This is a genomic window from Bifidobacterium sp., from assembly GCF_050874245.1.
In the GTDB taxonomy this organism is placed as follows: Bacteria; Actinomycetota; Actinomycetes; order Actinomycetales; family Bifidobacteriaceae; genus Bifidobacterium.
In genome coordinates, this window is record NZ_JBNMKH010000015.1 from 20,360 (window position 1) to 34,305 (window position 13,946).

Here is a 13,946-nt window from a genome sequence, read left to right on the forward strand (position 1 = left end):
ATCATAAGGAAAAAGCCTCTTTCTTGCGGGAAGAAAGAGGCAACCTGCAGCCGGAGAGACGATTACTGCTTATCGCTGGCGAATCGTTACGTGCAAGGCACTCACCGAGGCAGCGGGCAACGTTACCGTCAGCTCGGCGCCGCCGGCGGATTCGTGCACGCTCACGGCACTATCCACGTCCACGGCATGAGTGCGCACCAGATCCGGATGCTCCACCGTGTTGCAATCATGCGGGTCTTCGGAAGCAAGCGTTTCCATCGAATCAACCTGAGCGCCGCACGGCAAATGCAGCCGCACTTCGGCACCATCGTTCATATGCGCATTGGTGAGATTAATCAGCAGCTGCGTGCCATCCTCATTACGTGACGCAAACGTATACACGGCAGAATCCTCGGAATCGTTACGCGCCACGTCAAGTGCGGTCATGCCACGATGCATCTTATACATCATGAACACATCGTAGTTAGGCGTAAGGATGGTCCGATCGCCTTCAGTCAAGATCAGTGAGTTAAGCACATTGATGGTCTGCGCGTTACACGCCATGGTCACCTTGTCGCAATTACGCTGCAGCAGATCCAACGTAAGCGCGGTGGTGATGGCGTCGCGCATGGTCACCTGTTGCTTGAGCGCAGGGCGTGCGAAGAATGCGGTCTTGTGCCAATTGCCCCATTCACCGATGATTAGATCGACATGCGCGAGCTTGGAATCCATAGCCACCTCCGGCTCATGAATAAGCGCCAGGCCGTCATTCATCAAACGCCACTGATCACGCAGAATATCTTCAAGTTCGAGGCATCCCTCAATCACCGCATTCCAGCCGTCTTCATCGAACCGGGTGGGAGTGTCGGCATCGTTGTCCACGTTCCAATTGTAGAAATGCAGATCATAGCCGTTGATATTCGGCTGACGATATTCGGCAAGACCGCGGAAGAAATCCTGGGTCCACTGCACGCGTTCGCGCGGCTTGTTGCCGTCGGGACCGCTCGCAATAGCATACATTGGGGTCGGCGCGAACACATCGGTGGTGAAGCTCGGCATGGCGGATGCGAACCTGCGGTATTCATTGAGGTAGGTCCGCGGAGTCATGGTACCGCCACCAGCCCACACTTCGTTGCCGATCCCCCAATATTTCACCCCGTAAGGTGCCTTATGGCCGTTAGCCTCACGTTCCTTGGCAAGATCAGTGGGCTGCGCACGATTGCAGTACTCCATCCAATCCTTCATTTCGGCGACCGTGCCGGAAAGCATGTTGATATTGATCCACGGTTCAGCGCCGAGCATTTCACACAAACGCAGGAATTCGTCGGTGCCGAAGCTGTGATCGTCCAGCTCATAGGTGGCGAAATTCTCGTTGAAAGTGGTTTTACGTTCGCTTCGCGGGCCCACACCGTCACGCCAATGGTAGGTATCCGCATAGCATCCGCCCGGCCAGCGAATAACCGGCGGCTGCAATGCACGCAAAGCATCCAATGTGGCCTTGCGGTAGCCACGCTCGTTTTCGATCGGGGAATCCTCTCCCACCCATAGACCTTCATCAATGCATTCGCCAAGGAATTCAATGAATTGGCCATGCAGTTTCGGATCGATACGACCAATCGTACTGTTCGGGTCAATGCAGACAACCATGGTTTGCTCCTTTTGCCGTAGTGCTCACATCTGCAACGTTCGTAATTCGTATGGTTCTTGTAGTTATTGTGCCGCACAATATATGCGAAATGGCCGAAGATTCCAGGAGAGATAATGAAAGAATCTCCGGCCAAGTTATTTCGAAAAGCGCCGATGCTACTTCACCTTTTTAATCATCAGAATGAAGATACAGGCGAGCACCACCATAATGATTGCCGTCGGGAACACCAGTCCGTACGAGCCGGTAGCTACCACAATGGCGGAGGTGACAATCGGGCCGACCATCTGACCGAGAGTAGTGGCAATGTTCAAAATGCCCAGATCCTTCCCGGCCTCTTCTTCATTCGGCAGAACGTCAACATTGAGCGCCTGATCGACAGAACCGTACATGCCGTAGCCGAAGCCACCGATGGCGGAGAAGAGAATCATGCCCAACGCGTTGTGCATGAGCCATGGCAGAGCATAACCGATGGCGAGCAGCACGCTTGCGGCCACAACCGGAATCTTACGGCGACCGATTTTGTCGGAAATCGGACCTGCGGAAAGCGCGGAAATCAGGGAGACAACCATCAGCACCAAGCTCATGGTGGAAATGGTTGCCGCGGAATCTTCAACACTTTGACCAATGTAGTCCTGCAGAATATACAGCTGGTAGTTGAGAATCATGTAGTAGCTGAACAGCAGCAGGGAACGGCCGATAAATGCCAGCCAGAAGTCGCGAGCGCCTTTGGTCGGCGGACGGAAGCTCATGATAATACCCTTGAAATCAACCTTTTCCTTAGGCATATCCTTGCTGGACTTTTCCTTCGGCCAGAAGACCACGGCAAGCACACCGGAAAGACCCATAGCCACACCGGACACGATGAAGCCCGGGAGCTGCAGGGTGATGAACTGCGCACCAACAATCTGACCAAGAGCAGAACCGAACAACGTACCTGCAGAGATAAATGCGGACATGGTGCCGCGCATATCTTCAGGAATACGGTCAGACAGAGATGCGATGACCGGTGCGATCATCATGTTCAGACCGACCATGGAAATGCAGTAGCTGATGCCAATGCTCACACCGTCCGGCAGAATGCCGATGAGGAACAGCGAAATGCCCGCAATAATGCCGCCCGATGCGATCCATGGCGTACGACGTCCGAAGATCGAGCGCGTACGGTCAGACATGTTGCCAACCACGAGGTTGGAAATCAGCGAGGCCAATGCCGTGGCCGAATTCAGCACACCGAAAATGGCGTCTTTGCTGTCGGGCGCGATATCAGCCAAACGCTGCGGCAGCAGCACTGCAGCAACGATCTGCAACGCCAGCATCCATGCGAATGAGAACACGAAGAACGCTACGCAGAAACGCGTTTTGTCGATTTTGGAAAGCGCGTTGGCATGTTCCGTAGGCCGTGCGTCAGTCATGCTTGTCTCCTTGTCTTTCTTTTTCAAAGTCAGCCCTCTACGTTTTTGCCGAATCTTCAATGATCATGCAAACAACAGGCAAAAGAGGCGTTGTGTTGAAGTCAACTCTCATCGGCTTCGTCAGTTATCTTATATCTTAAAGATATAAGATAACAAATCGGCGTGTTGAACAACGACCTACTTTCAAGCACAGCAATCAACCGCATAACCGCAATATCGAAACCACATGAAAACGCATGTGGGCAGCGGCAATAGTATTCTTCAAATCAGTATGGAACCACAGGAAAACACATCAGCAAACAGCATCAAGAGCCGTCCAATCAACCAAAGAAAACGACTCTCCCCAGCGCAGCGACGCAAGCAAATCGTACAAGAAGCGGTAACCCTAATCACGCAATACGGGTCATACGGCTTCCCCATGCAAGCATTAGCCGATGCAGTTGGCATGACCCTGCCCGGACTCAACCATTACGTCAAAAACCGAGAAGAATTACTCTCATTGGTCATCGAAACGTTCTACGACTCCGAAGAAGAAGGCAATGCCCACACAGCATTGGGCGCAGCCATCAGCCACTGCAACCAAACGGATTCAGCAACCAAAGAACGCCGACATCTGCCCAGCACATTGCATGAAACCGTGCGCTTCAACGCCAAACGTCCCGAACTTGTCGCACTGTTCATGCGCCTCGCCATCGAAGCGTCCGATCCAGAACACCCAGCCCACGAGTTCTACCAGAACAGACACAATTCGATTTTGACCGACATGACCAGCGTGGACTGGGAACTACCGGAAGAATACCGCGATCCAGAACGCCTGCATGACCTCATCGTCACCGCGTTCTTTGCCATGGACGGCGTGCAAATCCAGTCGTTAACCAATCCCAACGAATCCATGATGCAACTATGGGAACGTGCAGAACACATCCTATTCCCCTCCCCCACATGGGACGGCTACCGCTGAACAGAGCGCAAACAAGCAAAGACACCGCAAAAGCAAAAGGCGTTTGCCCGCGGCGACCGGTAACCGATCACCATAGGCAAACGCCCCGCAACACAACACCGGCTTGCGAAGATGACAGGAAGAGAAGGAAACCTGCCACCCGGCATTCAACAAACCGTTGCCACAACCAAGCCGACGCGTTACGCACACATTCGCATCAGCCAGGCAGCTCCCGTCAGTCCAGCACGAAGGTGTTGAACGATCGAGGGGCAAGCGTTGCCTTGAAGCCGCGATCGGCATTGCAAGGATCGGCAAATTCAAACGGACGCTCCTCTTCGAGAGCGTTCTGGGCCACCACCACAATGGTGCCATCCGGATTACGGAACGCAATAGCCATCGAATTGAAATGACCCGTAGTGCCAAGCACATGCGCACCCGGCTTAACGAAATGCGAGAAATGACGCATCACATAATATTCCGGATTACGGCGAACCTCATGCGTATCCGCAGTAATGGTGAACAGTGAATTCTGCCACCACCCCCACGTAGAATCCTGATCGTCAAGAATCATATTCCAATAAGTGTAAGCAGTCGCGCCATTACGCAAATAATGGTTGATCAAGTGGAAAATATACTCCGCATATTCCCACGTATTATCGCCCATACCGCATTCGGATTCAGACTGAATCAGCTCGATTTCAGGCCAGGATTCATGCGTACGCGCAATACAGTTCTGGCCGGCCCACTGGTAAGCGATGCCCTTGATGTACTTGCGAGCGCCATCGTCGAACAGAATATTGTCGACAAAACGGTTATAATTATTCAGCTTCATGCCGTAGCCGCCGGTCCACGCCATATCTTCCGGACCATTCAGCGTACCCAGCCAAATATCGGTGTCAAGACCAGCTTCGTCAAAAGCAGGTCCAAGATAATCGCGGATGAACACCTTGAGCGCTTCGGAATCCCACAGGGCGCTCGGGAACTTCTGGTCGGCGAACACCTCGTTCTGCACGTGCAGCTGGTTCACAGTGATGCCGTGCTCGGCGTAGGCCTGGATGTACTTGACGAAGTACTTGGCGTAGGCTCTGAGGTTCTCCGGGGTCTGCACGAGACGGCCGTAGTTGTAGGCCTTCGGGCGCTTCATCCACGTCGGCGGGCTCCACGGGCTGGAGAACAGCTGCATGTTCGGCTGCCATTCCTGCGCGCGGTGGATGTACGGGATCAGGGTCTGTTCGTCGTGTTCGACGGAGAAATGCTCCATCTCGTAGTCGCCGTCGACCTCGTCGTAGCTGTACCAGTGATCGGCGAAGTCGTTGGCGCCGACGGGGGCGCGGTTGAAGGTGAAGTTCATCTCGTCGGGGCTGAACAGCTCCTTGATGATCTGGTCGCGTTCGGCTTCGCTGACGTTCTGCAGCGGCAGCCAGCCGAGTTCGTTGAAGCAGCCGCCGAAGCCGCGCAGGGCTTGGTATTCGTTGCCGTCGAGCTGCAGGTCGGCCGCGGTGGTGGCGTTGGTGGATTCGATGTCGGAGGTTCGGTCGGCAAGCTTGTCGTCTTGCGTCGTTGCAATCCAGGTGGTCATGATGCTCCTTGGTATCGTCGTTGATAATTCGAATATGCGTTGATGGTTGGTATGGATGGGAGGCGGGGCGATTCGGCCCCGCGGAGGGGAGACGGTCTACGGTACGGCCGTCTCCCCCGGTTTGCAGCAGCTGTCTTACTTGACCTTCTTGATGGCCATGATGAAGAAGCAGCCGATGATGGCCAGCGCGATGGATGTCGGGAACGCGAAGTTGTAGCCGAGGTTGACCACGATGGCGGACATGACGACCGGGCCGCACATCTGGCCGAGGGTGGTGGCCATGTTCAGGATGCCTAGATCCTTGCCGGCCTCTTCCTTGTTCGGCAGCACGTCCACGAGCAGCGCCTGGTCGACGGCGGAGTAGACGGCGTAGCCGAGGCCCGCGATGCCGGCGAACAGGTACATGCCCATGGTGGACTTGAAGATCCACGGCATGGCGATGCCGACGGCGAAGAGCACGGAGGCCACGACGACCGGGACCTTGCGGCGGCCGATGAGGTCGGAGACCGGGCCGGAGATGAAGGAGCCAACCAGGGACATGACCATCATGATCATGGACACGACGGACACGGTGACGGCGGATTCCTTGACGGACTGGCCGATGTAGTTCTGGATGATGTACAGCTGGTAGACGTTGATCATCTGGTAGGCCATGAGCATGCAGAAGCGGCCGGCGAACGCCTTGTAGAAGTCATGCGCGGTGGAGAACTTCGGCGGGCGGAAGGAGGAGAGGATGTCCTTGGCGGAGCCTTCGTCCTTCGGCAGGAAGTCTGCGGACTGCTCCTTCGGGATGATGATCACGGCGACCACGCCACCAAGGAACATGAGCACGCCGGCGACGGCGAAGCCCGGAATCAGGTTTTCGATGAACAGTGCGCCGAGCATGGTGCCGATCGGAGCGCCGATGGTGGAGCCGGCGCCGTAGAAGGCGGACATGGTGCCGCGGATCTTGGAGGGCACGCGGTCGGACAGGATGGCGACCATCGGTGCGATCATGCAGTTCAGACCGAACATGCAGGCGCAGTAGAAGATGGTCAGCAGCACGGCGTTATGCGTGGTGCCGGTCAGGAACAGGGTGACGCCACCGAGCACGGCTCCGAAGAGAATCCACGGAGTACGACGACCGAAGCGGGAACGGGAGCGGTCGGAGAAGTTGCCGAACATCAGGTTGGCGACCAGGGATGCGACCGCGGTGAACGCGTTGACGATGCCAACCAATGCATCGGCGTTGACGCCCGGGATGGTCTTGTAGTGCATGGGCAGCAGCACTGCGGAGACGATGCCCAGACCGGACATCCACAGCACGCCGAACACCAGGAAGCCTGCGCCGAAGCGCGCGGCGTTCATCTTGGACAGTGGCTTGCCGGTTTCCGGGGACAGCGTCGGATCCTTTTCCGCGGCCGCGATGTTGGCGTTGTACGCGGCCAGCCGCTCTGCTTTGCTTGCGATTGCTTCACTCATGAAACTCTCTCCTTCGAATCATGCTTCAGTAGTGAACTTATGTTGTGTGCGATTCCGCACCTTAGCGGTGTATGTGGTGGTGGGGCGGCTTCGCCCCATCTGTTAACTACCATATGGTAACTAACGTGTTTGCCAGTGTAAACCATCTTTCGCAAAGACGCAAGTCGACGTCATGTCATCGCCGTCTCGAAGCGTTTGCAAAACCAGCCAGACACTGTTTCGTTCGGTTCCGCAATCACTGGTTTTTTATTACCTAGTAACTGCTTAGTTAAAGCATATTACAAATCGTTTGTCTGCGATAATCCGGCGTGTTCCAAGGGTTTCCATCGTCTTCTTCTCCCCCTTCTTGTACCTTAGTAAGCACCAGATGAAGGAGAGCATATGCGTCGCCGCACCGAAAACAAACCCAGAAAGCGAATGAGCGCCGAGAATCGCAGAAAAGCGATCCTCGAGACCACGGTCTCATTCATCTCCCAGTTCGGTTTCTGGGGCTTCACCATACGCGATGTGGCCCAGGCTCAGAACATCACCGAAGCCGGCCTCCTTTACTACTTCAAATCCAAAGAACAACTGCTTGAGGAAACCCTCAAATACGCCGATCGGACCAATCAGATCGCCATCGCCGAGCATCTTGGCGTGCAGGGCGTGACCGGCGAAGTCCTTGACGACGGCATCGCATACCACTGCGATCTGGGGCTGAAGGCCATTTCCACGGGAACCGTGGAGACCAACGCCGACCGTCCGGAGATGGTCCGGCTCTACACCCTGCTGGAAAGCGAGGCGCTGAGCAAGGACCATCCCGTGCACGAGTATTTCGAGCAGCGCGAGATCAATCTGCTGAAGGAATACGCGTTCGCGGCCAAGCGCGACGGCGTCGCCGATTCGGAGCGCACCGCGCTGCAGGTCCTGTCCGCGATGGAGGGTCTGCAGCTGCGCTGGCTCAACGGATCGCATGACGTCGACTTCGTCGGGGAATGGAAGGCCATCATCGACCTGCTCATCCCCTGACCCGGTCGGGCCGGCGCGCCGCCACCGCTTTGCGGCTCAGCCGGCGATGACGACCACATTCCAGCGGCCGATCGTCAGCTTGTCGCCCACCTCGACCTTCGAGCCCTCCTTCAGGGCGATCGCCGCGGTGGCGGATTCATCGACGGTGCCGTCGGTGCCCACCGCCACCGGAGCGACCACCACATCGCCCGCCACCGGGCTGTCGATGGTGACCTCGTTTGCGGAGTAGTTGAGCAGATACGTCACCTGCTCGCCTCGGGTGTTCGTTCCGCGACGCACCGTCACCTGTCCGGCGAGCGCGGTGCCGGCATCGGCGATGCCCGCGTGTTCCACGGCTTCGCGCAGGACGGCGCGGATGGTGTCGGCGTCGAGCAGGGTGGCGATCCATTCGGCGTCGCCCTTGCCGAAGCTGTGTCGGGTCACCGCGGCGTAATCCTTCCACGCGTAGTGGCCGTAGCTGGCGAGCACGTCGGTGCCGTCGAACGGGGTGACCAGTTCGATGAGCGCCTGTGCGTCGCTTGCCGGGGTTTCGGCGAGCGTTCCGGCGAATTCCACGGATACGTGGCCGTTCGGGCGGGTGAACTGGTTGTAGCTCATGCCGAACACGTCGGTGAGGTTGTGCGGCGCGCGGTCGTGCCATACGGTCACCTCGTCGTCGGTCACGAAGGAGCGCATGGTGGAGACGAGGTGGCCACCGTTGGAGACGAATTCGCGCAGACGGTCGGTTGTTTCCTGCGGAGTGCAGTACAGTGCCGGGGTCACGATCATCTCGTATTTGGCCAGGCGTTCGGCCGGCGCGTCGGACGGGATGAAATCGCATTCCACGTTGAGTTCGAACAGCGCGTCGTAGATGTTGCGCACCACGTCGTTGTACTTGAGGGTGCCGCCGAACGGGAAGCCGGCTTCGATGAGGAACCAGTCGAGCGCGGTCAGCGATTCGTTGCTGACCATGATGGCCACCTTGTTGTGCTTCTTCAGGTGGACGAGCCGCTCCCCCACTTCCGGTTTGGCGATCTCGCGGCCGAACACGCCCGCCTCACGGTAGGTGGGATTCGGTTCGAGATCGTGGCTCAGCAGGCCCTTCCAATATGTTTCAAAGGAATTGTGGATGGAGTGCCAGTGCCAGTATTCCACCATGTCGGCGCCGGAGGCGAGGTGGGAGTAGGCCTGCAGGCGCAGCTGGCCCGGGAACGGCACCCAGCCGTGCTGGCCTTGGGCCTCCGTTTCGAGCACCAGGTAGTTCCTGCCGTCCTTGGTGGAGCGGGTCATATCGCCGCCGAAGGCGATCTCCTTGCCGGTCAGGTCGTCCTCGGTCGGGTGGTAGATGTCCACGCCGGTGATGTCCACGGCGGTCGAGGCCTTGAAGTGGTCGACGGCCGGCTGCACGCCGTAGGAGTATCCGCGCCATTCGAAATCGAAGTTGTGGGTGATGAACTGGTCGTCATGCGCGTATTCGCGCACGATGTCGGCCTGCCACTGCAGGAAGGCGCGCACCTGGTCGCGACGGAACTTGTCGAATTCGCCGCCCAGGGATTCGTTGATGGTGGCGGTCACGTCCGGGAAGTCTTCCCAGGAGTCGATGCGGTTGGACCAGTAGTCGAGGCCGAAGTGGTGGTTGAGTTCGTCCAGATCGCCGTGGAACTTCTCGCGCAGATACTTGACGAACAGGCGCTGCATGTCCTCGGAGACGGAATCGTAGTATTTCGTCTCGTTGTCCACCTGGTAGCCGATGACGGCCGGATGGTCGGCGACGTGGGAGATGAGCTTGCGGATCACACGTTCGCCGTAGAAGCGGTAGGTGGCGTTGACGATGTCCATGATCTGACGCGCGCCGTACTTGCCCTGTCCGTTCGGCGTGACCGCAAGCACGTTCGGATCGAGCTTGACGAGCCAGCTGGGCACCGCGTAGGTCGGCGTGCCGACGATGACGTCGATGCCGGCACGCTGCGCGGCGTCGAGCGCGCGGTCCACGTAGGTGAAGTCGAACACGCCCGGCTGCGGTTCGCAGGTGCTCCATGTGGATTCGGCGATGCGGATGACGTTCAGTCCCGCAGCCTTCATCATCGCCATGTCCTCATCGATGCGGTCAATGCCCTTCATCATGAGATATTCGTCGTAGTATGCGGCGCCGAACAGAATGTGGTCTGCCTCGTAACGGCTCATGAGTCCTCCATCGTCCTCGTTGACTTTTATATCTAACAGTTATTAGATATGAGAACTATATATCTTCCGGAAAAAATCGTCAAGTGCCGCAGATTTTCAGGCGTTTCTTAACTAACAACCATTAGATACGTATCAGCGGAAGGCTTACCGGTATCCGTCCCACACCGGCGAGGGGAAGATCATCCGCTCGAAGACGAGCCATTCGTCATACAGGTCGATCGGCGGCTTGCGCGTCCACCGCAGCTGGACGCCGTCCATCGCTTCGATGCATTGCCGTACGATCGGCCGCATATTGCCCCATCCCCCGATCTGCGGCGGCAACTTCCATGCGAACTGCGAATAATGCTCCCACGTTAGATCCGGCCGGTTCTCGAAATACTCGTGCAGCGGATGGTCGGCGCTGAACGATTCGGTTTCCAGCACCATGTACAGCTGCAGCAGGCTGCGGCGTTGCGCGTTGTACCGGACCAGGAAGCGCAGATAGGCGGGGAACAGCATACCGTCCGGATCACTGCCGGGCAATCCCGACTTGGCGAAGTCGGCGGGCGTGCCCTGCTGGTCGTAGTTATCGGTGACCAGCAGCGACAGCAGCCGCTCCTTGTTGCCGATGTAGTGCAGCAGGCCGGGCTGGCTCATACCGATGGCGTCGGCGATGTCCTTGAGCGATGTGCCGTAGTACCCCTTCTCGCCGATGAGCCTGCCTGCCGCCGCGATGATTTCGGCTTTGCGTTCCTGCGGCGATTTGCGGATGCGTTTCTTCCCCTCGTTACTCATACGCAACAGCGTATCAACGGCCGCGGTCCTATGCCTGGAAGACGTCCGGATGCTTCGGATCGCCCGGTTCGTCGGCGAGCACGCCTTCGAGTCCCAGGAACTCCTGCCAGAATTCCAGCGAATTGCCGTATGGGGAGGCTTGGCGTCCACGCGCCTGCAGATTCGCCTTGGCTTCGAACACATCCTCCTCGCGGATGCCGTCGAAATAGCTTTCCAGGCGTTCGAGGTTCGTCGGATCGTAGAACAGCGAGCCGATGATCTCAGTGAGGCGTTCCGCCCGGGCGACCGGCAGCGAATCCCAGTGGCGCAGTTCGATGAAGTTCTTCAGCCGCACATCGTTGAAATGCGTGGAGATCACGTGGTTGATCTCGTACGCGTTGAGCTCGCGGTCCGGATACACGTCGTTCGCGTTTTCGTAGAACGCCGGATGGTGCAGGTCGGTGCCGGGCACCGCCAGCGCCTCCGGAGTGTGGGTCAGGTCGGCGAACATCATCGGCGTGGACAGCACGTCCACCGCGTAGTCCTCCCAGCCGAAGCGCGGGTCGAACAGGCCGGGGATGACGTTCGTGCGCTGGAAGTCCAGATAATCCCACATGCGCTGGCGCAGCAGCGGATACGGGTTCTCACGGCCTTCGAAATACGGGGTGTTGCGGAAGAACCATGCCAGAATCGGGCCGATGATCGTGCCGAGCCGCAGCTTGGTGATCGCGTCCCGCTCGTCGGTGTAGTCGATACTCACCTGCGTCGAAGCGGAGCAGCGCATCATGCACGGGCCGAACTGGCCCACACGGCCCAGATAGGCGGTCATTGCCTTGTAACGGTCCTTCGGGTTGACCGGAATGTCCGCGTAACCGGACTTCGGCTGATAGCCGTAATTGACGAGTCGGATGCCGAGTTCGTCGAGAATCGGATCGGCCTCGCGGCGGAACGCGCCATACAGGGCGTTGAGTTCCTCGGGGGTGCGCAGCACGCCGATGGAGGTCTCCAACTGGCCGCCCGGCTCGAGGGATATGGAGATGCCTTCCCTGGCAAGGCCCACCAATCGTCCGTTCTCCCAGTATTCCTTGCGCTCGTCGTAGTAAGGGCGGATGCGGTTGAGCAGCGCCTCGATGCCATGCTCCTCGTAATAGGTCACGGCGGTGTCGTCACTGTTGTGCACCGGCAGATGTTCGATCTCCACACCGAAACCGCCGGTGCCACGATTCTGGCAACCGGATTCGAAGAATTTGACCAGGCTTTCCACATGCTTCGGGTTCGGCTCGGTAAGCAGGTGCGCATAAGTGATTTTCGGCGTTGTCATAGTGGCCATCCTAACGAAAATCGGTATCCGCAACGCAGACGTCGCTATATGGAAAATCGATAACCGCCCATCGCTTCCCGTCGGTTCCCCATCGGTTCGTTCGCAAGCTTTCTGCCAAACCGACGGTGAGCAACCTCTTAGCATCGGTTTGGCAGCATGATTGATACCAAACCGACGCCTGCACACCACTCAGCATCGATTTGGCAGAATGGCCGCCGCGAAACCGACGCCTAGGCGTCTCCCAGCGTCGGTTTGGCGGAAAGCTGGTGGAAAGCTGGCGATTAGGCTGCGATTCAGGCGGCTTTTTCGCTGTCGCGCGCGGTTTCGGCGGCGCGCTTGGCTTCCTCTGCGGCGCGGGCCGCCTTTTTGGCGGCGGAGATCATCAGCTTGATGCGGTTGAGCTGGTTCGCCTCGGATGCGCCCGGATCATAGTCGATGGACACGATGTTGGCTTCCGGATACAGTCGGCGGATCTTGCCGAACATGCCACGGCCCGTCACATGGTTCGGCAGACAGGCGAACGGCTGCGCGCACACCACGTTCGGGCAGCCGGATTCGATGAGCTCCAGGATCTCTGCGGTCAACAGCCAGCCTTCACCGGCCTGCACGCCCACGGACGTCACCTCGCCGGCCTTCTTGACCAATTCCGGCATCGGCAGGTCCTGCGAGAACTTGCCGTGCGCTAGGTCGATGGCCTTGCGCACCGGCGCATTGTACAGGTCGAGCCCCTTGCGCATAGCGGCGTAGCCGAGCTTGTTGCCGCCCATGCCCAGATAATGCTCGTTCCAATCGGAGATGTACGGGCGGGTGGTCATGAACTCCATGATGCCCGGCACCACGGCCTCGCAATCCTGCGATTCGATCACGTCGACCACATGGTTGTTCGCGTCCGGCTGGTACTTGACCAAGATTTCGCCGACCACGCCCACGCGCACCTTGCGCGGCTCGTCCTTCAGCGGCAGCGCGTCGAACGACTTGACGATCTCCTTGACGAGCGTCGGATACGGCAGGTAGCCCTTGCCTATGAACTTGCGCGCGGTCTTGGAATGGCCGTGGTGTTCAAGCGTCTCACGTACGATGGTGTCCCACGTATGGTACAGCTGGTTCGCGCTGCCGGGTGTCACTTCGTACGGACGCACGCGGTACAGGCACTTCATCAGCAGATCGCCGATGATCAGCGCCTTGATGGCGCGGTGCAGCAGCGCCGGCGTGGCGGTGAAGCCGGGGTTGTCCTCGATGCCCTGCGTGGAGATGGCGATCACCGGGATCTGCGGATAGCCGGCGTCCACCAGCGCCTTGCGGATCAGGCCGAAGTAGTTGGTGGCGCGGCACATGCCGCCGGTCTGCGTGATCGCAAGCGCGGTGTGGTCCGGATCGTATTTGCCTTCCAGAATCGCGTCCACGAGCTGGCCGATGACCATGATGGCCGGATAGCAGGCGTCGTTGTTGACGTATTTCAGGCCGGTTTCGACGTCCTCGCGGCTGGCGTGCTTGAGGATGTCGAACTTGTAGCCGCCGGAGCGGATGACGGATTCCACCAGCGAGAAGTGAATCGGGCTCATCTGCGGGGCCACGATGGTGTAGTCCTTCATATCCTTGCCGAACGGAATACGGTTCGCATACTTGGACATGGTGGCCGAGTTGTGCGCGGAGCCACCGCCCTTGCCGTTCTCCGCGGCACG

At 58.3% G+C, this 13,946-nt stretch carries 9 protein-coding genes and 1 pseudogene; 2 read left to right on the forward strand and 8 right to left on the reverse strand.

The genetic code is table 11. The annotated features are described in order from the left end of the window. Positions 1 to 69: 69 nt before the first annotated feature. Complete coding sequence (locus tag ACR0P8_RS03050; RefSeq protein WP_432623550.1) at positions 70 to 1,626, reverse strand: alpha-N-arabinofuranosidase; 1,557 nt, start codon at positions 1,624 to 1,626, stop codon at positions 70 to 72. A 156-nt stretch (positions 1,627 to 1,782) separates the two neighbouring features. Beyond that, positions 1,783 to 3,039, reverse strand: a complete 1,257-nt coding sequence (locus ACR0P8_RS03055; RefSeq protein WP_085346805.1) for an MFS transporter — start codon at positions 3,037 to 3,039, stop codon at positions 1,783 to 1,785. Positions 3,040 to 3,265: 226 nt separating this feature from the next. On the opposite strand from ACR0P8_RS03055, the gene ACR0P8_RS03060 reads away from it, so the two are divergent. After that, the gene (locus ACR0P8_RS03060) at positions 3,266 to 4,000 is read left to right on the forward strand and encodes a TetR/AcrR family transcriptional regulator (RefSeq protein ID WP_432623553.1); all 735 of its coding nucleotides are present in this window, start codon (positions 3,266 to 3,268) and stop codon (positions 3,998 to 4,000) included. Positions 4,001 to 4,214: 214 nt separating this feature from the next. On the opposite strand, the gene ACR0P8_RS03065 is transcribed toward ACR0P8_RS03060, so the two are convergent. Then, a complete protein-coding gene (locus ACR0P8_RS03065) occupies positions 4,215 to 5,558 on the reverse strand; it encodes a glycoside hydrolase family 30 protein (RefSeq protein WP_085346809.1) in 1,344 nt (447 codons plus the stop codon). Between the two features lie 135 nt (positions 5,559 to 5,693). After that, positions 5,694 to 7,019, reverse strand: coding sequence for an MFS transporter (locus ACR0P8_RS03070; protein WP_432623555.1), 1,326 nt, complete (start codon positions 7,017 to 7,019; stop codon positions 5,694 to 5,696). Between the two features lie 381 nt (positions 7,020 to 7,400). Between ACR0P8_RS03070 and ACR0P8_RS03075 the strand changes: the two genes are divergently transcribed. Then, complete coding sequence (locus ACR0P8_RS03075; RefSeq protein WP_432623557.1) at positions 7,401 to 8,027, forward strand: TetR/AcrR family transcriptional regulator; 627 nt, start codon at positions 7,401 to 7,403, stop codon at positions 8,025 to 8,027. 36 nt (positions 8,028 to 8,063) lie between these two features. Here the strand turns inward: ACR0P8_RS03075 and ACR0P8_RS03080 are convergent, their stop codons facing one another. The 4 genes and pseudogenes from ACR0P8_RS03080 to ACR0P8_RS03095 form a co-directional block, all read right to left on the reverse strand. Further along, a complete protein-coding gene (locus tag ACR0P8_RS03080; protein WP_432623559.1) occupies positions 8,064 to 10,190 on the reverse strand; it encodes a beta-galactosidase in 2,127 nt (708 codons plus the stop codon). Between the two features lie 144 nt (positions 10,191 to 10,334). Further along, a complete protein-coding gene (locus ACR0P8_RS03085) occupies positions 10,335 to 10,964 on the reverse strand; it encodes a TetR/AcrR family transcriptional regulator (RefSeq protein ID WP_432623561.1) in 630 nt (209 codons plus the stop codon). A 28-nt stretch (positions 10,965 to 10,992) separates the two neighbouring features. After that, positions 10,993 to 12,264, reverse strand: coding sequence for a glutamate-cysteine ligase family protein (locus ACR0P8_RS03090; protein ID WP_432623563.1), 1,272 nt, complete (start codon positions 12,262 to 12,264; stop codon positions 10,993 to 10,995). 293 nt (positions 12,265 to 12,557) lie between these two features. After that, positions 12,558 to 13,946, reverse strand: a pseudogene (locus tag ACR0P8_RS03095) (activase); the annotation flags it as partial.